The organism is Nesterenkonia cremea (assembly GCF_014642675.1).
GTDB classification, from domain to species: domain Bacteria; phylum Actinomycetota; class Actinomycetes; order Actinomycetales; family Micrococcaceae; genus Nesterenkonia; species Nesterenkonia cremea.
This window is the reverse complement of record NZ_BMIS01000002.1, coordinates 97,966-118,615: the sequence shown is the minus strand read 5'-3', so window position 1 is coordinate 118,615 and position 20,650 is coordinate 97,966. Positions and strand designations below refer to the sequence as shown.

General features: G+C 67.0%; 18 protein-coding genes and 1 tRNA gene. 7 read left to right on the top strand and 12 right to left on the bottom strand.

Translation table 11 applies throughout. From position 1 onward, the window contains the following. Positions 1 to 55: 55 nt before the first annotated feature. Both IEW85_RS02810 and IEW85_RS02805 read right to left on the bottom strand, forming a co-directional pair. Positions 56 to 448 carry a hypothetical protein gene (locus IEW85_RS02810; RefSeq protein WP_188682620.1) on the bottom strand — a complete coding sequence of 131 codons (393 nt, stop codon included), beginning with the start codon at positions 446 to 448 and terminating at the stop codon, positions 56 to 58. Further along, the gene (locus tag IEW85_RS02805; RefSeq protein ID WP_188682619.1) at positions 429 to 1,139 is read right to left on the bottom strand and encodes an alpha/beta hydrolase; all 711 of its coding nucleotides are present in this window, start codon (positions 1,137 to 1,139) and stop codon (positions 429 to 431) included. Before IEW85_RS02805 ends, IEW85_RS02810 begins: the two co-directional genes overlap by 20 nt. A 47-nt stretch (positions 1,140 to 1,186) precedes the next feature. Here IEW85_RS02805 and IEW85_RS02800 point away from each other — a divergent pair, with 47 nt between their 5' ends. Then, positions 1,187 to 1,873 (top strand): lysophospholipid acyltransferase family protein, encoded by a 687-nt coding sequence (locus IEW85_RS02800; protein WP_188682949.1) that lies wholly within the window; start codon positions 1,187 to 1,189, stop codon positions 1,871 to 1,873. 3 nt (positions 1,874 to 1,876) lie between these two features. On the opposite strand, the gene hrpA is transcribed toward IEW85_RS02800, so the two are convergent. Beyond that, positions 1,877 to 5,902, bottom strand: a complete 4,026-nt coding sequence (gene hrpA / locus IEW85_RS02795) for an ATP-dependent RNA helicase HrpA (protein ID WP_188682618.1) — start codon at positions 5,900 to 5,902, stop codon at positions 1,877 to 1,879. Positions 5,903 to 6,100: 198 nt separating this feature from the next. On the opposite strand from hrpA, the gene IEW85_RS02790 reads away from it, so the two are divergent. Continuing rightward, positions 6,101 to 6,184: transfer RNA gene (locus tag IEW85_RS02790), tRNA-Leu, on the top strand. 166 nt (positions 6,185 to 6,350) lie between these two features. On the opposite strand, the gene IEW85_RS02785 is transcribed toward IEW85_RS02790, so the two are convergent. Next, on the bottom strand, positions 6,351 to 6,785 hold the full coding sequence (locus IEW85_RS02785; RefSeq protein WP_188682617.1) for an HIT family protein: 435 nt from the start codon (positions 6,783 to 6,785) through the stop codon (positions 6,351 to 6,353). 37 nt (positions 6,786 to 6,822) lie between these two features. Between IEW85_RS02785 and IEW85_RS02780 the strand changes: the two genes are divergently transcribed. Then, positions 6,823 to 7,254: a Fur family transcriptional regulator gene (locus IEW85_RS02780; RefSeq protein ID WP_188682616.1), complete on the top strand. Its 432-nt coding sequence runs from the start codon at positions 6,823 to 6,825 to the stop codon at positions 7,252 to 7,254. Here IEW85_RS02780 and IEW85_RS02775 read toward each other — a convergent pair. The 6 genes from IEW85_RS02775 to guaB1 form a co-directional block, all read right to left on the bottom strand. Then, on the bottom strand, positions 7,237 to 8,124 hold the full coding sequence (locus IEW85_RS02775; RefSeq protein ID WP_308420860.1) for a metal ABC transporter permease: 888 nt from the start codon (positions 8,122 to 8,124) through the stop codon (positions 7,237 to 7,239). The two genes, IEW85_RS02780 and IEW85_RS02775, sit on opposite strands and share 18 nt — an antisense overlap. After that, positions 8,121 to 8,951 carry a metal ABC transporter ATP-binding protein gene (locus IEW85_RS02770; protein ID WP_373286536.1) on the bottom strand — a complete coding sequence of 277 codons (831 nt, stop codon included), beginning with the start codon at positions 8,949 to 8,951 and terminating at the stop codon, positions 8,121 to 8,123. The genes IEW85_RS02775 and IEW85_RS02770 overlap by 4 nt, the downstream gene beginning before the upstream one ends. Then, a complete protein-coding gene (locus tag IEW85_RS02765; protein ID WP_188682615.1) occupies positions 8,944 to 9,882 on the bottom strand; it encodes a metal ABC transporter solute-binding protein, Zn/Mn family in 939 nt (312 codons plus the stop codon). The genes IEW85_RS02770 and IEW85_RS02765 overlap by 8 nt, the downstream gene beginning before the upstream one ends. A 63-nt stretch (positions 9,883 to 9,945) precedes the next feature. After that, entirely contained in the window at positions 9,946 to 11,019 is a 1,074-nt protein-coding gene (locus IEW85_RS02760; protein WP_188682614.1) for a hemolysin family protein, read from the bottom strand. After that, on the bottom strand, positions 11,016 to 12,404 hold the full coding sequence (locus IEW85_RS02755; protein WP_188682613.1) for a hemolysin family protein: 1,389 nt from the start codon (positions 12,402 to 12,404) through the stop codon (positions 11,016 to 11,018). The genes IEW85_RS02760 and IEW85_RS02755 overlap by 4 nt, the downstream gene beginning before the upstream one ends. 124 nt (positions 12,405 to 12,528) lie before the next feature. Then, complete coding sequence (gene guaB1 / locus IEW85_RS02750) at positions 12,529 to 13,986, bottom strand: GMP reductase (RefSeq protein WP_188682612.1); 1,458 nt, start codon at positions 13,984 to 13,986, stop codon at positions 12,529 to 12,531. A 170-nt stretch (positions 13,987 to 14,156) separates the two neighbouring features. Here guaB1 and IEW85_RS02745 point away from each other — a divergent pair, with 170 nt between their 5' ends. The 3 genes from IEW85_RS02745 to IEW85_RS14685 are packed head-to-tail and all read left to right on the top strand — an operon-like array spanning position 14,157 to position 18,756. Beyond that, a complete protein-coding gene (locus IEW85_RS02745) occupies positions 14,157 to 18,017 on the top strand; it encodes a multifunctional oxoglutarate decarboxylase/oxoglutarate dehydrogenase thiamine pyrophosphate-binding subunit/dihydrolipoyllysine-residue succinyltransferase subunit (RefSeq protein WP_188682611.1) in 3,861 nt (1,286 codons plus the stop codon). Between the two features lie 19 nt (positions 18,018 to 18,036). Beyond that, on the top strand, positions 18,037 to 18,648 hold the full coding sequence (locus IEW85_RS02740; protein WP_188682610.1) for a GDSL-type esterase/lipase family protein: 612 nt from the start codon (positions 18,037 to 18,039) through the stop codon (positions 18,646 to 18,648). A gap of 33 nt (positions 18,649 to 18,681) precedes the next feature. Then, complete coding sequence (locus tag IEW85_RS14685; protein WP_373286539.1) at positions 18,682 to 18,756, top strand: 50S ribosomal protein bL37; 75 nt, start codon at positions 18,682 to 18,684, stop codon at positions 18,754 to 18,756. Between the two features lie 120 nt (positions 18,757 to 18,876). On the opposite strand, the gene rsrA is transcribed toward IEW85_RS14685, so the two are convergent. Together rsrA and IEW85_RS02730 are read right to left on the bottom strand one after the other, a co-directional pair. Continuing rightward, positions 18,877 to 19,218: a mycothiol system anti-sigma-R factor gene (gene rsrA / locus IEW85_RS02735; protein ID WP_188682609.1), complete on the bottom strand. Its 342-nt coding sequence runs from the start codon at positions 19,216 to 19,218 to the stop codon at positions 18,877 to 18,879. Continuing rightward, entirely contained in the window at positions 19,215 to 19,835 is a 621-nt protein-coding gene (locus tag IEW85_RS02730; RefSeq protein WP_188682608.1) for a sigma-70 family RNA polymerase sigma factor, read from the bottom strand. The genes rsrA and IEW85_RS02730 overlap by 4 nt, the downstream gene beginning before the upstream one ends. Before the next feature lie 148 nt (positions 19,836 to 19,983). On the opposite strand from IEW85_RS02730, the gene IEW85_RS02725 reads away from it, so the two are divergent. Next, the gene (locus IEW85_RS02725; RefSeq protein WP_188682607.1) at positions 19,984 to 20,625 is read left to right on the top strand and encodes a DoxX family protein; all 642 of its coding nucleotides are present in this window, start codon (positions 19,984 to 19,986) and stop codon (positions 20,623 to 20,625) included. Positions 20,626 to 20,650: the final 25 nt, after the last annotated feature.

Sequence of the window (20,650 nt, the reverse complement as noted above, 5' to 3'; positions counted from 1 at the left end):
GGGCCAGCAGGAAGCTGGACGCCTCCTGTGTTGTTCATCACAGTAGCAGAGGGCCTCAGACCTGGGCACCGTCGCCGCCGTCGGAGCGGTGCCGCGGCATCTGCATGAAGAGGACCACCAGACCGAGGAGCACGACGCCGATCAGCGCCGGCACCGTCCAGGTGGGTGCGCTGATGGGCAGGAAGGGCACCACCACCAGGGCGACGATGCCCAGCAGCGCCAGCGCAGCGCCCAGGACCACACCCGGCTTGGCCCCGGCGAGCGGGTTCCCTGGGTTGGGCGGGGTGAAGTCGTCCAGGCCGCTGTCGTCCACGGTGTGGTCCCGCGGGCCGCGGGCAGGCGGTCCGCCGGGGCGGCGGTTGCCGGGCTGATCGCTCTCGATCCGATAGTTCCTCACCGGCCGGCTCCGCCGGGAAGACCCCTGTCCGTCATCGCGCTTCTTGCTCATCGAGGAACTCCAGTGTTGTCCGAGTGATGATGTCGGCGTCGTAGTCCAGCGTGGCCACGTGCAGACTGTGGTGCAGCAGCACGGTCCGCAGCTGGCACGGACGCAGACTTTTCTCCAGGGTAGCGGCCGAGGAGGGCGGGAGGATATTGTCCCGCGCTGATCGCAGCAGCAGCACCGGGGCTCGCACCCGATCCAGCTCCCCGCGGACCTCGCGGAAGATCCGGTCCAGCCCGACGACGGCGCGCAGCGGAGTCACCGGATAGGCCTCCTCCACCACACCGGGCCGAGCGATGTCCCCGGCGATGGAGGGCACGCTGCGGCGCACCCGGCCCAGCACTGCTGCGCCCAGTCCGGTCAACGGCTTGAGCCGCAGGCCCGGGTTGATGGTCACCGCGCCGAGGACGCGGCGGCGTGCGGCCACATGCAGGGCCAGCGCCCCGCCCATGGAGAGGCCGACCACAGCCACCTGGCTGCAGCGCGCGGCCAGCCGGTCAAAGGAGGCCAGCGCAGCCCGCATGATGTCCTGGTGCGGGGTCTGCGCCAGCTCCTCCCAGCTGGTGCCGTGACCGGGCAGCAGCGGAAGATCCACGCGGTATCCGGCCTCGGTGAGCGCATCGGCCACAGGCCGCATGCTGGCCGTGGTGGAGGTGAAGCCGTGGAAGACGGCGACGCCGACATGAGCCTTTCCCATAGGTTCACCTTAGAGGCTTTAGAGTGGTGGGCGTGTCGTTCTACTACATGGCCAAGACCTTCGCCGTCGCACCGCTGGTCAACACCGCATTCCGCCCCTGGGTCAAGGGACTCGACAATGTTCCCGCCGAGGGCCCGGCGATCCTGGCCTCGAACCACCTCTCCTTCTCCGACTCGGTGTTCCTGCCGGTGAAGGTGCCGCGCCCTGTGCGCTTCCTGGCCAAGAAGGACTACTTCGTGAAGAAGGGCCCCGGCGGTCTGGCGCAGAAGAAGTTCTTCGAGATCAGCGGCCAGATCCCGATGGACCGCTCCGGAGGCCAGGCCAGCCAGAACTCGCTCTCCGCCGCTGAGGAGGCGCTGCGCGAGGGCGCCCTGCTGGGCATCTACCCGGAGGGCACCCGCTCCCCCGACGGCCGCCTCTACCGGGGCAAGCTGGGCGTGGCCCGTCTGGCGCTGAACACCCGCGTCCCGGTGATCCCGGTGGCGATGATCGGCACCGAGAAGGTCCAGCCCATCGGCAAGAAGGTGCCCAACCTGCGGCGGGTGGGCATGATCATCGGCGAACCCATCCACTTCGACGCCTACTACGACAACGCCACCGACCGCTTCGCCCAGCGGGCGGTCACCGACGAGATCATGTACCAGATCATGCGGCTCTCCGGTCAGGAGTATGTGGACGTCTACGCCGCCGATATGAAGCGCAAGCTCGATCAGGAGAAGAAGGCCGAGGGCTGAGCCTCAGCGGGCCGCCTGCTTGATGGCCTTGCGCACCCGCTTGGTGCTCACCGTCTGAGCCGTGCCCAGCTGCTGGGCGAAGAGGTTGACCCGCAGCTCCTCGATCATCCACTTGACCGCGCGCAGCGGCTCCGGGACCGGCAGCTGCGGCGGAACAGCCTCCACGGCGGCGTCGTATTCATCCTCCAGCTGCTGGACCTGCTGCGTATCCGTGGCGTCCTTGGGCACGCCCTGACCGGCCTGAAGCCGCTCCAGGCGGGTCTGCACGGCCCGCAGATAGCGCGGCATATGCCGCAGCTGCTCATAGCCGGTGGCGGTGACGAAGCCGGGATGGACCAGCTGATCCAGCTGGGCGGTCATATCCCCCACCGCCGGATGCAGAGCCGCGGAGCGGACTCCCTGCAGCTGCGAGCGCAGCTCGGCCGCCGCGGTCAGCGACTGGGCGATCAGATCGGTCAGCGTCAGCACCGTCTCGATGAGCTCGGCGCGGGCGCTGCGGGCGATCTCCTCGAACTCCTCCTGGGTGAAGGGCAGATCGGCCGAGGACCCCGGCTCCCCCGGGATCAGATGCTGCAGGGCAGCGGTGGTGGCGTCGGCGACGATCTCCTCCACCTGGGAGAACTGCCCGAAGGCCACCCGCTCCCGGTTGCTCAGATGATCGACCACATAGCGCTGCGGCGAGGGCAGCACGGCCCGCAGCAGGGCGACGACGCCGCCCCTGTGCACCCGAGCCTGCTCCAGCGCCGAGTCCTGCACGGCGCAGCGCACACCGACGCCGTCGGGGACCAGCGCCGGGAAGCCGGTGACCGCGCGTCCGGACACCACGGCGGTGATCTCTCGCGGGATGTGCCCGAAGGTCCAGGAGGTCTGCTCGCGAGCCTGAGAGACTGCGGCCGCCTCACCACCTGCCTGGGACGCACCGGACTGACCGCCTGCTGACCGGGCACCTGCTGCGGAGGCCGGCGTCGGCGTCGTGCCCTCGCCCTGCTGACCGCTGGTGGCCCGGCTGATGGCCGCGCGGCCCTGCGAGGAGAAGCGGACCTTCAGCTCCTCCAGATCGGTGCCTGAGTCCAGCACACGGCCCTTCTCGCTGATCACCGCGAAGGTGAAGCGCAGATGATCCGGCAGGGTGGAGACGTCGAAGACGCCGGGATCCACCACATGGCCGCGCAGCTGCTGCAGGACCTTGGCCAGGGCGGGCTCCAGGGGGTCGGCTCCGGGCTCATAGTCGGCCTCGAGCCGCTCCAGGGCCTGGGCGCCCACATCCGGTGCGGGGACGAAGTTCTTGCGCACCTGCTTGGGCATGGAACGGATCAGGTGGGTGATCAGCTCGGCGCGCAGGCCCGGGATCAGCCAGGTGAAGCGGTGGGGCTGCAGCTGGTTCAGGAAGAGCACAGGGACCCGGACGGTGATGCCGTCGGAGCTGGTGCTGCCGGCGGTGTAGCGGCTGGGGTTGAACTCGTAGCGCAGCTCCAGAGCCAGACCGTCGTGGTCGAAGTGCTCCGGGAAGGCCTCGACGTCCACCTCCTCGGCCGAATCGGCCAGCAGGTGCTCCTCTCCCAGGTCCAGCAGCTCCGGGGTCTCGTGGCGCTGCTTCTTCCACCAGGTGTCGAAGTGGCGTTGGGAGACGATCGTGGCAGGCAGACGGGCGTCGAAGAAGGCGAAGAGCTCCTCATCGGAGGCGCGCAGATCCTTGCGTCGCGTGCGGTTCTCCAGCTCCTCGATCTCCTGGAAGCGCTCCCGGTTCCTGCGATCGAAGTGATGGCGGGTGTTCCAGTCCCCCTCGATCAGGGCGCGCTGGATGAACAGCTCGCGGCTGTAGACGGGATCCACCTTGGCGTAGAGGACCTGGCGGTCAGCGATCACCGGGACGCCGAAGAGCGTAACCTTCTGGCTGGCCACCACAGCGCCCTTGCGGGAGCTCCAGCGCGGCTCCGAATAGGAGGTCTTGGTCAGATGCGGGGCCAGCTGTTCGATCCAGGCAGGATCCACCCGGGCCACCATTCGGGCCCAGAGCCGGGAAGTCTCCACCAGCTCGGCCGCCATCACCCAGTCATGGTTCTTCTTGAACAGCCCGGAGCCGGGGAAGACGGCGAACCGGGTGCCGCGGGCACCCTGATAGTCACGGTTCTTGGGCGAGTACAGGCCGATATGGCTCAGCAGCCCGGAGAGCAGCGACTGGTGGACCGCATCGCTGTTGGCCGCCGGGTTCTTGGCCAGGGAGGAGGCCTTCCGTCCCTTGGGCAGATCCCCGAGCTTGGCATCGCGGGCGATCTCGGCCAGTTGGACCACCAGATCCTGCCATTCGCGGACGCGCAGATAGTTCAGGTACTCCCGGCGGCAGAGCTTGCGGAACTGATTGCCGGAGAGCTCCTCCTGCTTCAGCTGCAGATAGCGCCACAGGTTCAGCAGCGCGGAGAAGTCGCTGGTGTCATCGGTGAAGCGGCGGTGCAGCTCATCGGCCTGGGCCCGCTCCTCAGTGGGACGCTCGCGGGGATCCTGGATGGACAGGGCGGCCACCAGCACGGTGACCTCCTCCAGGCAGCCGCGGCGGCCGGCCTCGACCATCATCCGGCCCAGCCGCGGGTCGGCCGGCAGACGGGAGAGCAGCCGACCGGTGGTGGTGACCGTGCCGGACTTCTCCAGGGCGCCCAGCTCGGTGAGCAGCCGGACGGCGTCGTGAACGGCCTTGGAGTCGGGCTTCTGGACGAAGGGGAACTCCAGCAGCTCCCCCGGCGTGCGGGTGATGCCCATAGACGACATCTGCAGCAGCACACTGGCCAGCGAGGTGCGCAGAATCTCCGGATCGGTGAACTCCGGCCGGGAGGCGAAGTCCTCCTCGGAGTAGAGCCGGATGGCCACACCGGGCGAGGTGCGTCCGGCACGGCCGGAGCGCTGATTCGCCGAAGCCTGGGAGATCGGCTCGATGGGCAGCCGCTGCACCTTGGTTCGGGTGGAGTACCGCGAGATGCGGGCGGTGCCGGTGTCGATCACGTATTTGATGCCCGGCACGGTCAGCGAGGTCTCTGCCACATTGGTGGCCAGCACGATCCTGCGCCGACCTGAGGAGCTGAAGACCCGCTTCTGCTCCTGCATGGAGAGCCGTCCGAAGAGCGGCAGGATCTCAGAGCCGGAGAGGCGGCGGTCACGGCGGACCACATCGGTGAGGTGATCGGCGGCGTCGCGTATCTCACGCTCACCGGGGAAGAAGATCAGTATGTCGCCGTCGGGCTCGTCTGCCAGCTCCTGGACCGCCTCGGCCACGCCGTCCAGCAGATCTTTCTCCTCCTCCGCGTGGGCCGGGTCCTGGGCCTGGCCGAACTCATCCTCGGCTTCGGCGGCCTCGGGGCGCAGCGGGCGGTAGCGGATCTCCACGGGGAAGGTGCGCCCGGAGACCTCGATGATCGGAGTGTCCTCGGGGAGCTCCTCGGAGTCCTCCGGCAGCTCCTCGCGGGTGAAGTGGCGGGCGAAGCGCTCCGGGTCGATGGTGGCTGAGGTGATGACCACCTTCAGATCGGGACGCTTGGGCAGGATGCGGCGCAGATAGCCGAGGATCACATCGATGTTCAGGCTGCGCTCGTGGGCCTCGTCGATGATGATGGCCGCATAGCGCTTCAGCAGCGGGTCCCGCTGGATCTCGGCCAGCAGGATGCCGTCGGTCATCAGCTTCACCGCTGTGCCCTTCGACACCTCTGAGGTGAAGCGGACCTGGTAGCCGATGTCCTCACCGACGGAGGTGCCCAGCTCCTCGGCCAGACGCTCCGCCACAGTGCGCGCGGCGAGCCGGCGGGGCTGGGTGTGACCGATGATGCCGTCCTGGTGGATGCCCAGCTCCAGCAGCATCTTGGGCAGCTGGGTGGTCTTGCCGGAACCGGTCTCACCGGCGACGACGACCACCTGGTGCTCGCTCAGGGCCTCCAGGATCGTCTCCCGCTCACCGGTGACCGGAAGCTGCACCGGATAGTTCAGGGCGGCGACGGAGTACTCAGCGCTCTTCCGGGCAGTCTGCTGCGAGGCGGTCTCAGGCATAACTGTACGAGTCTACAACCCCGAGAATCCGCGGGTTCCGAGCGCCTGCGGGTCTCGATTATGCATTCGCCAGATCTTCGGGTTAGAGTAGTTCTCGCTGTTCGGCGCTGAAGCCGGGATCAGGAGCCCTCCTCGCAGAGGGATAACGAGACCGGAAAGCGTCGTTCAGAGCAGGGAAGTCCAAGGATTTCCCGTCTTGCGCGAGTGGCGGAATAGGTAGACGCGCTGGCTTCAGGTGCCAGTGCCTTCACGGGCGTGGGGGTTCAAGTCCCCCCTCGCGCACAAGGAAGCGAAGGGCTCCGGACCGAAAGGTCCGGAGCCCTTCGCGTATGCGCTGGGAGGCGGAACGTGCTTCGGACCGCCCCGGGCTCCTCCCGAAGATCGGCCATACGGGAGGAGAGGCCGTGGGGCCGCCACTCAACCCAGGCCGCGGGGCCACAGAATCCGCTCAGGCTTCCTCCTCCGGCACCTGTTCCGTCTCTCCCATGAGGCGCAGGGCCACGCGCAGCTTCTCTGCGGCCTCATCCATCTGAGCCGGATCCGGGTCCTCGAGGGCGTTGGCGAAGTCGTGGTCCTCCATGGAGTTCGAGGGCCAGACGTGCAGGTGCAGATGCGGCACCTCGAAGCCTGCGATGGTCAGCCCGGCCCGCAGGGAGCCGAAGGCCTCCACCTGGGCAGTGCCGATGCGCTGGGCGACAGCGGTCAGATGGGTGACCAGCTCGGGGTCGGCGTCGGTCCAGCGGTCGATCTCCTGACGCGGCACCACCAGGGTGTGGCCGTAGGCCAGCGGCGCGATCGAGAGGAAGGCCACGCACTTCTGGTCCTGCCAGATGAAGCGCCCGGGAAGTTCGCCGTCGATGATCTTGGTGAAGACTGTGCTCATAATTTCCACTGTAGCCGCCTGCTACCCTGTGACAAGCATGAGTACAGAAGCCTCCTCCCCTGCCGCGGGCGCACCGCGGGGCCGTTCCACGCGTCAGAAGCGTGCCGTCTGGGCCGCGCTGAACTCTCTGGAAGACTTCGTCAGTGCCCAGGACCTCCACCGGGTCCTGGACCAGCGCGGAGAGAAGGTCTCCTTGGCCACGGTCTACCGTGTGCTCCAGGCCCACCAGGAGGAGGGTCTGCTGGATGTGCTGCGTCCCGACGACGGTGAGGCCATCTACCGACTGTGCGAGCGCGAGGAGCACCATCACCACCTGGTCTGCCGCAGCTGCGGACTGACCGTGGAGTTTCAGGCCCCGGACATCGAGAGCTGGGCCGGTGAGCTGGCCGATCAGAACGGCTTCACCGACGTGCAGCACACCCTGGAGATCTTCGGCTACTGCGCCAAGTGCTCAAGCCTGCCGGGCTGAGCGGGCCATCACCTCGGCCACCTGGTGCTGACGTCGGATCCGGCGTCCGCGTCCGATCCCCAGGCAGACCAGATAGATCAGGAAGCTGATCGTGGTGATGTAGGGGCTGATCGGCACCGTGCCCATCAGCGCCAGCATGATCCCGCCCACGGCGGAGACCAGCGCGAAGGCCATGGAGAAGAGCACCACCGAGAGCGGACGCACTGAGATCTTCAGCGCCGCGGCCGAGGGCACCACCAGCAGCGAAAGCACCAGCAGAGCGCCCACCACCTGCACCGACATGGCCACCGCTGATCCCAGCAGCACCATGAAGAGGATGGAGAGCGCACTGACGTGGACCCCCCGGGCGGCGGCCAGCTGCGGGTCCACGGAGGCGAACATCAGCGGACGCCAGATCACGATCAGCACCGCGGTGATGATCACCGAACCGGTCACCAGCGTCTGAGTCTGCATATCGTCCACACCCACGATCTGACCGGTCAGCAGGCCGAACTGGTTGGACGAGCGCCCCTGATAGAGGTGCAGGAAGAGGATGCCCAGCCCCATGCCGAACGGCATGAGCACACCGGTGACCCCAGAGGTGTCCTTGTCCTTGAGGCTCAGCACGCCGATCAGCAGCGCGGTCACCACCGCGCCCACGGCAGAGCCTGCGACGACGTCGACGCCGGCCAGCAGCGCCAGGGCGGCTCCTGCGAAGCTGATCTCCGCGATGCCGTGGACCACCAGGGCGGTGCGCCGCAGCATGATGAAGATGCCGATGAGCCCGCCCATCAGGCCGAGCACGCCGGCGGTGATGACAGAGTTCTGGACCAGCTGGAAGAGGTCCCAGTAGCCGTCGGTGCTGAAGGATGAGGTGATGCGCTCGATCACAGGACGCCTCCATGGTCCACGTGGCAGTGGTCGCCTTCGACGTGATCGGCCATGATCACCAGGCGGCCGCGGTGCTCGATGACGTCCACCGGGGAGTCGTAGAGCTCGGAGAGCACCTCGGAGCGGATGACCTCCTCCGGTGTACCGATGCGGTACTGGCCGCGGGCGAAGTAGAGCACCCGGTCCACATGTTCGATGACCGGGTTGATCTCGTGGGTCACGAACACCACTGCGGCATCGCGCTCCTGGGCCTGCCGGCGGATCAGCTCGGTGACCGCCTGCTGGTGGTGCAGGTCCAAGGAGTGCAGGGGCTCGTCACAGAGCAGCACGTCAGGGTCGGAGGCCAGCGCCTGGGCGGCCCGCAGGCGCTGCTGCTCGCCTCCGGAGAGCAGCCCCACCGGCATCTCGGCGTAGTCGGTGGCGCCCACATCCTCCAGCAGCTGGTCCACTGTGGCCTGCAGCGCCCTGGGGCGGGTGCGCAGACCGAAGCGGTGTCCGTCCAGGCCCATGGCGATGAGATCGCGGGCGCGCAGCGGCGTCTCCACCGGCAGGGTCTGCTGCTGCGGGATGTAGCCCACCCGACTGCTGCCGCGGCGGGCGGGGCGGCCGGCGATCTCTACGCGGCCGCTGTTGAGCCGTTGCAGGCCCAGCAGGACTTTGAGCAGAGTGGACTTCCCCGAGCCGTTGGGACCCAGCACGGCGAGGAACTCGCCGGGGACCAGGTCGAGGCTCAGATCCTGCCAGAGGGTGCGTCCGTGGAACCCGATCGTCGCATCGTCCAGGCGCAGCACGGGTGCGCGTCCGCCGTCGGGTTCGACCTCAGCCACGCAGCTCCTCCACAGTCTCTTCGACCTGGCTGATGTTCTCGTCCATCCAGATCAGGAAGTCGTCGACGTCGTCGGGAAAGGTCTCGCTGAACTCCAGCACCGGCAGGCCGGCGTCCTCAGCGGCTTCGCGGATGTGTTGGGACTGCTGGGTCTCGGTCTGCGGGTTGTAGACCAGCATGTCGGCCTTCCCCTCGGTGACCAGGTTCAGGGAGTCCTGATAGAGCCGTGCGGGGACGTCCTCACCGTGCTCCACGGCGTTGAGGAACTCCTCCTCGGTGAGGTCCTCGAAACCGGCGTCGAGCAGCAGGAACTGCGAGACCGGCTCGGTGGCGAAGTAGGACAGGCCCTCGGCGTCGATCTGCCGGGTGCGCTCGAGCAGACCATCGATCTCCTCGGAGAGGGCCTGGACGTTCTCCTCATAGGCCTCGGCGTTGTCCGGGGCCAGCTCCGTCATATGCTCGGAGAACTCGAGGGCGAACTCACTCATCAGCTGGAGGTCGTACCAGATGTGCTCGTTCGCGTACTCGCCGTCCCAGTCGTGGGAGTGCTCGTTCTCCCCCTCGATGACCTGGTAGACGTCCTCACCGATCCCGGCGGAGTCCGCCAGCTGGTTCATATAGGAGTCGTAGCCGCCTCCGTTGGCCAGCACGACGTCGGCCTCCTCCACCAGCAGGCGATCCTGCGGAGAGGCCTCATAGGAGTGCGGATCGATGGCGGGGCTGTCCACCAGGGCCTCCACCTCGGCGCTGTCGCCGACCACCTGCTGGGCCAGGTCGGCGTAGACATCGGTGGGCGCGACGATCAGCAGCCCGGTGTCCTCACCTCCGGCCCCCGCGGCACCGGTCTCGCCGCCGCCGTCATCGCTGCAGGCGGTCAGGGCGAGCAGGGCGGCCGCAGTCAGCGCAGCCGGACGCAGAAGAGAAGAATGCATAGCGAGAAGATTACTCCTCCTTGCTAATGAGAACAAATCTCAACTGTCCTCTGATGCACTGCCCTAAGCGTCCTCCACAGTGTGATGCCGGCGCGAGTCCCGGGACTGGGTGGCGTCATGGATCTCACCGACCAGCACCTCCAGGACATCCTCCAGGAAGAGCACGCCCACGGTCTGACCGCCCTGATCGATCACACGGGCCACATGGGAGCCGGTGCGCTGCATCTGGGCCAGACAGTCATCCACCTCATCCGCCGGAGACATATTGCCCAGCGAACGCACTGCGGTGACCGGGATGGGATCGGCCGAGCGGGACTCGGGCAGCCCCATGATGTCTTTCAGATGGACATAGCCGGTGAAGGCCCCTTCCTCATCCACCACGACGAACCGGGAGAATCCGGTGCGGCCCACGGCCTTCTCCACCTGTTTGGGGGTGACGTCCACCGGTACGGTCACCACCTCCTCCAGCGGAATCATCACGGTGGAAGCCGTGTAGTCGCTGAACTCCAGGGCCCCGGCGATGACGCCGGACTCATCGCGAACCGTTCCCCCGCGCTTGGATTCAGCGACGATGGAGCCCATCTCCTCCAGAGTGAAGGTGGAGACCACCTCATCGCGCGGGGTGACCCGCATCGCACGCAGCATCAGGTTGGCGAAGGTGTTCAGCACCCAGATGATCGGCAGGAACACCCGGTAGAGGAAGACCAGCGGCGGGGCCACGAAGAGCACCGCCTTATCGGCGATGGAGACTGCCGTGTTCTTCGGGACCATCTCGCCGAAGGTCACATGCAGGAAGCTCACGAACAGCAGCGCCACCACGAAGGCCGCCGCGCTGGCGGCGGCATACGGGATGCCCAGAGCCACCATCGGATCGGTGAGCAGATGGTGGATGGCCGGTTCCGAGACCAGCAGGATCAGCAGCGAGCAGACGGTGATGCCCAGCTGGGAGATCGCCAACATCTGCGAGACATGCTCCATGGAGTACAGCGCCGTCCTGGCGCGCTTGGAGCCGGCCTCGGCCTTGGGCTCGATCTGACTGCGACGGGCGCTGAGCACAGCGAACTCCGCTGCCACGAAGAAGGCGTTGCCGGCCAGCAGGACCACCAGCCAGACCAGCCCGAAGAGATCCCCGGTCATCGGCGATCACCTGCTCGGGCATGCTCCTCGCGGGCCTCGGCGAGCTTGCGGGCCCGCGCCGTGGCGGCCTCCTGGGCGGCCCGGCGAGCCTCCGGATCAGGGATGAAGCGCAGCCGGTCGATGCGCCGGCCATCGATGCCGGCCACCACCAGGCGTCCACCCTCGACGTCGACTTCATCGCCGACTCCGGCGATCCTGCCCAGGGCGGAGAGGACGTAGCCTGCGGCGGTCTCATAGGCGGCGTCGTCGGGGATCTGCAGCTCCAGGATCTGTGCGTTGATCTCATCGGGGCGCAGCAGCCCCGGGAAGTACCAGTCCCCCGTGGCGGCCTGCAGCACGCCCGGGGCGATGCGGTCATGCTCATCGGCGACCTCGCCGACGATCTCCTCGATGAGGTCCTCCAAGGTGACCACTCCGGAGGTGCCGCCGTATTCGTCAACCACGATGGCCACCTGCAGCGGAGCCTCGCGCAGCACCGGCAGCAGAGCGTCCAGGTGGATGGTCTCGGGCACCCGGGTGGGCTCGGACATCAGCGTGGCGGCCACCAGGCCCTCACGCTTCTCACGCGGGACGGCCACCGCCTTCTTCACGTGGGTCACGCCGCGGACCTCATCCACCGAGTCACCCAACACCGGAAAGCGGGAGTAGCCGGTGCTGCGGGCCAGCTCGATGAGCTCGGTCAGCGGCGCCTCGGCGTCGATGGTGGCCATGCGCAGCCGCGGGGTCATGGCATCGGCCGCTGTCTGATCGGAGAACCGCAGCGTGCGGTCCAGGAAGGTGGCGGTGCCCTCGTCCAGGGTGCCCAGGCTGGCCGACCGGCGCACCATCGCCGAGAGCTCCTCAGGGGTGCGCGCGCCGGAGAGCTCCTCCTTGACCTCCAGGCCGAAGCGGTGAAGGACCTTGTTGGAGAAGCCGTTGAGCATGATGATCAGCGGCTTGAACATCGCGGTGAAGACCAGCTGGGGCCGCGCCAGCGCCCGGCCTACGCGGAAGGCCTCCGCCACCGCCAAGTTCTTGGGCACCAGCTCGCCGATCAGCATGGTGACCAGCGTGGCGATGAGCATAGCCACGAACAGCGAGACGGCCCCGGCGGCGGCATCGGGCACGCCCACTGCCTCCATGGGGCTCTCCAGCAGGGAGCCCAGGGCCGGTTCGGTCACATAGCCGATCAGCAGAGTGTTCAGCGTGATGCCCAGCTGACAGCTGGAGAGCTGGGTGGACAGCGACTTCAGGCACTTCATCAGCGGCACCGATCGCTTGTCTCCGCGATCGATGGACTGCTGAACAGTGGGCTGGTCGAGTGCTACCAGTGAGAATTCCACGGCGACGAAGAAGCCGTTGCCCAGGATGAGCAGCAGGCCGACGCCGAGCAGGAGCCATTCCACCTAGAGGATGCACCTCCGCACATCAGCGGGGGGACAGGTGCTGAGAATTCCGGCGAAGCCCGGTTGTCGATACTCCATAGGTGCAGAATCCTACCGCACCCCGACCGCCGCACAGCGGCCGCGGTCACCAGCTGGCGCTCACCGGCTTGCCCTCCTCATAGCCTGCCGCGGACTGCACACCCACGATGGCCCGCTGACGGAACTCCTGCAGATCCAATGCACCGGCATAGGTCATCGAAGAGCGCACTCCGGCGGTGATGGAGTCCAGCAGGTCCTCCACTCCGGGCTTGGCGGGGTCCAGGTACATGGTGGAGGTGGAGATGCCTTCCTCGAACAGCCCCTTCCGGGCCCGGGAGAAGGCACCCTCGGAAGCGGTGCGGTTCTGCACCGCACGCGAGGAGGCCATGCCGTAGCTCTCCTTATAGCGGCGCCCCTGGCTGTCGCTGAGCAGATCGCCGGGCGACTCGTGAGTTCCGGCGAACCAGGATCCCACCATCACCTGGGAGGCACCGGCCGCCAGGGCCAAGGCGATGTCACGGGGGTGACGCACTCCCCCGTCGGCCCAGATGTGCTTGCCCAGCTCGCGGGCGGCCTCGGCGCACTCCAGCACGGCGGAGAACTGCGGGCGGCCTACAGCGGTCATCATGCGGGTGGTGCACATGGCGCCAGGTCCCACACCGACCTTGATGATGTCGGCACCGGCCTCGATGAGATCCCGCGCGCCCTCGGCGGAGACCACATTGCCGGCCACGATAGGGACCACCAGCCCGGTGCTCTCCACGGCACGGCGGACAGCACCGAGCGCCTCGAACATCTTGCGCTGGTGGCCGTGGGCGGTGTCCACCACCAGCACGTCCACACCGGCCTCCAGCAGGGAGGAGGCCTTGGACTCCACGTCACCGTTGATCCCGACGGCGGCGGCCACCTTCAGCCGGCCCTCGGCGTCGCGGTTGGGGCGGAAGAGGGTGGAGCGCAGCGCGCCGCGCGGAGTCAGCACACCGGCCAGCGTGCCGTCGGCCTCGGTCACCGGGGCGTAGTCGGCGCCGGCGGCGTCCATCTGCTCGAAGATGCTCTCCAGCCCGGACTCTTCGACCTCGGCGGCGGTGAAACGGATCTGCGGCATGCGCATCACCGAGGCCACCGAGGAGAAGCGGTCCACGCCCGTGCCGTCCTCGGCGTTGACGATGCCGGCCAAGCGCATCTCGTCATCGATCACGCAGACCGCCGGGTGGTTGCGCTTGTCCATCAGGTGCAGCACATCAAGCAGCGTGTCCTGCGGCGTCACCTTCAGCGGGGTCTCGAAGACCGGGTGACATCCCTTGACCCACTCGGTGACCTGACGGATGACCTCCAGCGGGACATCCTGGGGCAGCACGCCCAGTCCCCCGCGGCGGGCCATGGTCTCCACCATCCGACGGCCGGTCACAGACGTCATATTTGCCGCCACGAGCGGAATCGTGGAGCCGGTTCCGTCATCTGCCGAGATATCGGTCTCCATGCGCGAGACAGTCTCAGAACGGGACGGAACCAGGAACACGTCCGCGTAGGTCAGATCCGTGACAGGCTGATTGAGGAACTTCATTGAGCTCAGCTTCCGCTTCGAAGGGACGTTCGGCGTCTGACACGATACCGCGGGCGGTGGCAACGACGTAGTTCGAGTCACTATGCTTGGACTCCGGTGACGGACAACCGTAGCCCGCACAAAGCCGTGCCGGGCAACCACAGAACACATATGGAAGAGGCGTATCCACAGTGCCAGAGCTAACGTCCAGCCGTCTTGCGGAAGAATTCCCCGGGAACGAATGGTTGGTCGCCGACATATACGACAAGTATCGGGACGACCCGAATTCGGTGGACCGCAAATGGGCAGACATCTTCCGCAGGCTGGAGGGTGAGGCAGAGAGCTCCTCATCAGGCTCCCAGACCTCTTCCCCGACCGCGCAGAACGGCACCTCGGAGTCGGCAAGGTCCTCGGCCGGGAGCCAGAGCGAGACCAAGCCCTCGGCCGGAAACCAGCAGAGCGCCCAGGAGACGACTCCGGCCTCGGCCACCCCCGCCGATCCCGAGAGCGCCCAGAAGTCCTCCTCCGAAAAGTCCGCGGCCTCCAAGCCGGTGGCTCCCAAGACGCCCACCACCAAGAAGGCCAAGGACTCCGACACCACCCCCATCCCCTCCGAGCCGGCCGCCTCCAAGGACAAGAAGTCCGAGGCCCCCGCAGAGGAGAAGCAGGACGAGGTCACCGTCCTGAAGGGCATCTCCAAGGCCATCGCCGCGAATATGGACGCCTCCCTGGAAGTCCCGACGGCGACCACGGTGCGCGCTGTGCCGGCCAAGCTGCTGATCGACAACCGCACGGTGATCAACAACCACCTCAAGCGCACCCGCGGCGGCAAGATCTCCTTCACCCACGTCATCGGCTACGCGATGCTCAAGGCACTGCGTGCCCACCCGTCGATGAACGTCACCTATGACTTCAAGGACGGCAAGCCCGCTTCCATCCAGCCGGCGCATGTGAACTTCGGCCTGGCCATCGACATGCCTCGCCCGGACGGCACCCGCGCTCTGGTGGTGCCGAACATCAAGGCCGCCGAGGACATGAGCTTCACCGACTTCTGGGCCGCCTACGACGACGTCGTCAAGCGCGCCCGGGACAATAAGCTGACCCCGGCCGACTACGCCGGCACCACGGTCTCGCTGACCAACCCGGGCGGCATCGGCACCGTGCACTCGGTGCCGCGCCTGTCCAAGGGCCAGGCCGCCATCGTCGGCGTCGGCGCTCTGGAGTACCCGGCAGAGTTCCAGGGTGCCTCCGAGAAGACCCTGAACAACCTGGCCGTCTCCAAGATCATCACCCTGACCTCCACCTATGACCACCGCGTCATCCAGGGTGCGGGCTCGGGCGAGTTCCTCAAGACCATCCACGAGCTGCTGCTCGGCAAGGACGGCTTCTACGAGGAGATCTTCGAGGCCCTGCGCATCCCCTACGAGCCGATCCACTGGTCCGCCGACATCCAGGTCAACCCTGAGGATCAGATCAACAAGGTCGCCCGCATCCAGCAGCTGATCCACTCCTACCGGGTGCGCGGTCATCTGATGGCCTCGGTGGATCCTCTCGAGTACAAGATGCGCCACCACCCCGATCTGGACATCGAGTCCCACGGCCTCACCCTGTGGGATCTGGACCGCGAATGGCCCACCGGCGGCTTCGGTGGCAAGGACATGCTGCCGCTGCGCAACATCCTGGGTGTGCTCCGCGACTCGTACTGCCGCAGCACCGGTGTCGAGTACATGCACATCCAGTCCCCGGAGGAGCGCCACTGGTTCCAGGACGAGATCGAGCACCCCTATGAGAAGCCCAGCCGGGACGAGCAGTTCCGCATCCTGGGCCGGCTGAACGCCGCGGAGGCCTTCGAGACCTTCCTGCAGACCAAGTTCGTGGGCCAGAAGCGTTTCTCCCTGGAGGGCAGCGAGTCCCTGATCCCGTTGCTGGACGTCGTCCTCTCCGAGGCCGCGGACGAGGGCCTGGACGAGGTGGCCATCGGCATGGCCCACCGCGGACGCCTCAACGTGCTGACCAACATCGCCGGCAAGACCTACGCACAGGTCTTCCGAGAGTTCGAGGGCCGCGAGGCCGGCTCGGGCTCCGGCGACGTGAAGTACCACCTGGGAACCCGCGGCGAGTTCACCTCCGACCGCGGCAACTCCACCAGCGTCTACCTGGCGGCCAACCCCTCCCACCTGGAGGCGGTCAACCCCGTGCTGGAGGGCGTGGTCCGCGCGATGCAGGACCGCCTGGACCAGGGTGCCGACAACCTGAACTCCTTCTCCGTGATGCCGCTGCTGGTCCACGGCGATGCCGCCTTCGCCGGACAGGGCGTGGTGGCAGAGACCCTGAACCTCTCGCAGCTGCGCGGCTACCGCACCGGCGGCACCGTGCACGTGGTGGTCAACAACCAGGTCGGCTTCACCACCGCACCGTACTCGGCGCGCTCGATGACCTACTCCACCGATATGGCCAAGGCCATCCAGGCGCCGATCTTCCACGTCAACGCCGATGACCCGGAGTCGGTGGCGCGTGTGGCCCAGCTTGCCTTCCGCTACCGCCAGCGGTTCAACAAGGACGTCGTGATCGACCTGGTGTGCTATCGCCGCCGCGGTCACAACGAGGGCGACGATCCGTCGATGACCCAGCCGAAGATGTACAACCTGGTGGAGGCCAAGCGCACCACCCGCCGGCTGTACACCGAGGCGCTGGTCGGACGAGGCGACATCACCCAGGAAGAGGCCGACCAGGCGCTGCAGGACTACCGTCAGCGTCTGGAGCGGGTCTTCACCGAGACCCACGCGGCCCAGACCCAGCCGGTCTCCACCGTGGAGAGCTCCGACAGCGGCGGAACGCTGGCTCCCACCGCCTCCGAGGAGGAGGAGAGCACTCCGGAGCGTTCGGCCACCGACACTGCGGTCTCCGAGGACACGCTGGCCCACATCGGCGAGGTGCACACCAACATCCCCGAGAGCTTCACCGCTCACCCGAAGCTGAAGTCCCTGCTGGAGAAGCGCGCCAAGATGTCCCGCGAAGGCGGCATCGACTGGGGCTTCGCCGAGATCGCGGCCTTCGGCACTCTGCTCATGGAGGGCACCGAGGTCCGTCTGGCCGGCCAGGACTCCCGCCGCGGCACCTTCGTGCAGCGTCACGCGGTCTTCCACGACCGGATCAACGGCGATGAGTGGTACCCGCTGAAGAACCTCACCGAGGATCAGGCTCGCCTGTTCATCTACGACTCGCTGCTCTCCGAGTACGCGGCTCTGGGCTTCGAATACGGCTACTCCGTGGAGAACCCGAACGCCCTGGTGCTCTGGGAGGCTCAGTTCGGCGACTTCGTCAACGGCGCCCAGATCGTCATCGATGAGTTCATCTCCTCCGCCGAGCAGAAGTGGGGCCAGCGCTCCAGCGTGGTCATGCTGCTGCCGCACGGCTACGAGGGCCAGGGCCCGGACCACTCCTCCGGGCGTCCGGAGCGGTTCCTGCAGCTCTGCGCTCAGGACAACATGACCGTGGTCATGCCCTCCGACGGTGCGAACTACTTCCACCTGCTGCGCCGCCAGGCTGTGGCCCGTCCGCGCCGTCCGCTGATCGTCTTCTCCCCGAAGCAGCTGCTCCGCCTGAAGGCCGCGGCGAACGCCGTGGAGGACTTCACCGAGGGCACCTTCCAGGAGGTCATCGGCGACCGCGAGGTGGATCCGCAGAAGGTCAGGCGCGTGCTGATCACCTCGGGCCGGCTCTACTACGATCTGGTCGCCACCCGGGCCAAGCACGACGACGAGACCACCGCCATCGTGCGCCTGGAGCAGCTCTACCCGATGCCGGTGGAGCAGCTGCAGGAGGAGCTGAACCGCTTCTCGGCCGATGCGGAGTTCGTCTACGCACAGGACGAGCCCGAGAACCAGGGACCGTGGCCGTTCCTCGGCATGAACCTCGAACCGCTGCTGTCCCAGGAACTGGGTCTGGTGGCACGCTCGGAGTCTGCGGCCACCTCGGTGGGCCAGGCCAAGCGTCATGCCAAGGAGCTGGAGGCTCTGCTCGCGCAGGCCTTCCCCCACCTGGACCTCTGAGGCCTGTAGGCTGTCGGCAATGGAACCACGTCACATCAGGCTCGTCGCCCTCGGCAACGAGCTGCTCAGCGGAATCGGTGATCCCCGGGCACTCGGTTGGTTCGGCCGCGTGCTGGCCAAGACCCCGGTGGAGACTGTGGACCTCGAGCACTACGTGTTGGCGATGCCCCGCGAGGGGACCGAGGCGCTCTCCCGCCGTTGGCAGGAGGAGGCCATGCCTCGGTTCTCCGCGGGTGCCGCTGAGAACACGGAGAAGTTCCTCCTGCTCGCCCTCAACGACGCCGACCTCGACGGCGCCAGCTCAGCCCGGTCGCGGCTGAACCTGGCCAACATCCTGGACCGCGCCAGCCAGGAGGGCATCCGTTGCCTGGTGGTCGGTCCGGTGCCGACGCTGGACGAGGAGCGCAATCAGCGCATCGCCGAGCTCAACGCCGCCTACCAGGACGTCGCCTCGCGGCGCTCCCACGTGTATGTGGACACCTACCGTCCGCTGCTGCACCACGAGCAGTGGCGCGGCGACCTGGCCGCCAACGGAGGCCGTCCGGGACAGGCCGGCTACGGCCTGATCGCCTGGCTGGTGCTCCACCGCGGCTGGTACCAGTGGTTGGGCTTGTCAGAGCCGGTGACGTAAGATGGTCGGGTTGCCGATCTGAAGGAGGCCGCTATGAGTAAGCGTGGACGTAAGCGCCGCGACCGCCGGAAGAACAACGCGAACCACGGCAAGCGCCCCAACTCCTGATCAGGAGTTTCGCGAGTTCTTCACGGCTGTCAGCAGGCAGCTGAGACGAGAAGGGCCCCGGCGGAATGAGTCCGCCGGGGCCCTTTCACATCCGTGGAGCGCGGGAGTCCTTCAGAAGACCTACTGGTGCTCGCTGCCCTGGGCGCCGTGACCGGCCTCCACACGCAGCTCGCTGATCTTCTCCAGGATGTTGACCTTCAGGGTCTCCGGAGCCTGCTCCACGCAGGAGCGGCGCACTGTGGCACGGATGATGCACTCCAGGTCATGGACCGAGGCGCAGTCCGGGCAGTCGTCCAGATGCGCCTGGACCTCTTCGATGTCGCTCCGGCTCAGCGCGCCGTCGAGGTACTCGTAGATGCGCTCCATGCGCTCATCGGTCTCCTCGCAGTCGCCGTTGAGGCAGTTCTCCTGCAACCACTTGCCGGCGCCGGTGACGGGGTAGTCAGATTCGGCGGTGCTCATTTCTTGGCCTCCTGCTTCTTGAAGCCGCGTTCACGGGCGTAGTCGGTCAGCAGCTCGCGCAGCAGCTTGCGCCCGCGGTGCAGCCGGGACATCACCGTGCCGATGGGGATGTTCAGGATCTCGGCGATCTCCTTATAGGCGAAGCCCTCGACATCCGAGAAGTAGACCGCCAGGCGGAACTCCTCGGGGATCTGCTGGAGGGCGTTCTTCACGTCCGAGTCCGGAAGGTGGTCCAGTGCCTCAGCCTCGGCTGAGCGCAGCCCCGAGCTGGTGTGCTCGGCGGCCTGAGCCATCTGCCAGTCCTCCACGGTGTCCGTATTGGCCTGCTGAGGCTGGCGCTGCTTCTTCCGATAGATGTTGATGTAGGTGTTGGTCAGGATCCGGTACAGCCAGGCCTTCAGATTGGTGCCGGGCTTGTACTGGTGGAAGGCCGAATACGCCTTCGTGTAGGCCTCCTGGACGAGGTCCTCGGCATCCTGCGGATTACGCGTCATCCGCATGGCCGCCGAGTAGAGCTGATCCACATACTGCATCGCCTCGTGCTCAAATCTGGCACGACGCTGCGTCTCAGTCTCTGCCGCCAGGTCGACGTCGGGACTCTCTGTGCTCTCAGTCATTGCCCAAGAGTCTACCGGGGCAGTGATCACCGCACTTGTCATATGGGACTCAACGACCGATCGACTCCGGACATTCCTGCGGGAGTCGGCCCGATTCGGTAGATTGTCTCCTGGACAAGCTTTGAGCGCCCGCCTACAGGAGGATTCCATGTCCCTCATCCGCAAAGTCGCCCGTCCGCTGCTCGGTGCGAGCTTCATCGCCGACGGCGTCGATCGGCTCCGCAACACCGAGGAGGCCGCTGCGACGCTGGGGCCGACCCTGGAGGAGATCGGAGCACTCGTCCCCCAGACTGAGCCGCTGACCTCCAACCCGCAGCGCACCACCCAGGTGCTCGGCGGCGTCGAGGTGGCCGCAGGCCTGGCCCTGGCCGTGGGCAAGTTCCCGCGTCTGGCCGCGCTGACCCTGTGCGGCGTCCACAAGCTGAACTCCTACGCCGAGTACCGCTCCGCACCCCTGGAGACCGAGGAGGATGTGGTCGCCCAGCGCACCACTCTGCTGAAGAACGTCTCCGTCCTGGGCGGTCTGGGCATCGCCTCGGTGGACCTGGCCGGCAAGCCCTCCCTGTCCTGGCGCGCTGAGCACATCGCCAAGCAGTCCAAGAAGAAGGGCGCCAAGTTCCGCGAAAAGACCATCAAGTGGGCTGAGGATCTCGGCGATGACGCGGTGAAGGCCGCCAAGTCTCTGGAGAAGGACGCCAAGAAGAACTTCGCGCGTGCGGAGAAGGACGCCAAGAAAGCGATCTCCCAGGCGGCGAAGACCGCCGAGAAGAAGTCCAAGGACGTGCGCTGAACGGCCGCGCTGTGACCTCTCATAC

Bases quoted from the DNA above. Each gene is read 5' to 3' on its own strand.
- IEW85_RS02810 (WP_188682620.1), bottom strand. From the start codon at position 448: ATGAGCAAGAAGCGCGATGACGGACAGGGGTCTTCCCGGCGGAGCCGG.
- IEW85_RS02805 (WP_188682619.1), bottom strand. From the start codon at position 1,139: ATGGGAAAGGCTCATGTCGGCGTCGCCGTCTTCCACGGCTTCACCTCC.
- IEW85_RS02800 (WP_188682949.1), top strand. From the start codon at position 1,187: ATGGCCAAGACCTTCGCCGTCGCACCGCTGGTCAACACCGCATTCCGC.
- hrpA (WP_188682618.1), bottom strand. From the start codon at position 5,902: ATGCCTGAGACCGCCTCGCAGCAGACTGCCCGGAAGAGCGCTGAGTAC.
- IEW85_RS02785 (WP_188682617.1), bottom strand. From the start codon at position 6,785: ATGAGCACAGTCTTCACCAAGATCATCGACGGCGAACTTCCCGGGCGC.
- IEW85_RS02780 (WP_188682616.1), top strand. From the start codon at position 6,823: ATGAGTACAGAAGCCTCCTCCCCTGCCGCGGGCGCACCGCGGGGCCGT.
- IEW85_RS02765 (WP_188682615.1), bottom strand. From the start codon at position 9,882: ATGCATTCTTCTCTTCTGCGTCCGGCTGCGCTGACTGCGGCCGCCCTG.
- IEW85_RS02760 (WP_188682614.1), bottom strand. From the start codon at position 11,019: ATGACCGGGGATCTCTTCGGGCTGGTCTGGCTGGTGGTCCTGCTGGCC.
- guaB1 (WP_188682612.1), bottom strand. From the start codon at position 13,986: ATGAAGTTCCTCAATCAGCCTGTCACGGATCTGACCTACGCGGACGTG.
- IEW85_RS02740 (WP_188682610.1), top strand. From the start codon at position 18,037: ATGGAACCACGTCACATCAGGCTCGTCGCCCTCGGCAACGAGCTGCTC.
- rsrA (WP_188682609.1), bottom strand. From the start codon at position 19,218: ATGAGCACCGCCGAATCTGACTACCCCGTCACCGGCGCCGGCAAGTGG.
- IEW85_RS02730 (WP_188682608.1), bottom strand. From the start codon at position 19,835: ATGACTGAGAGCACAGAGAGTCCCGACGTCGACCTGGCGGCAGAGACT.
- IEW85_RS02725 (WP_188682607.1), top strand. From the start codon at position 19,984: ATGTCCCTCATCCGCAAAGTCGCCCGTCCGCTGCTCGGTGCGAGCTTC.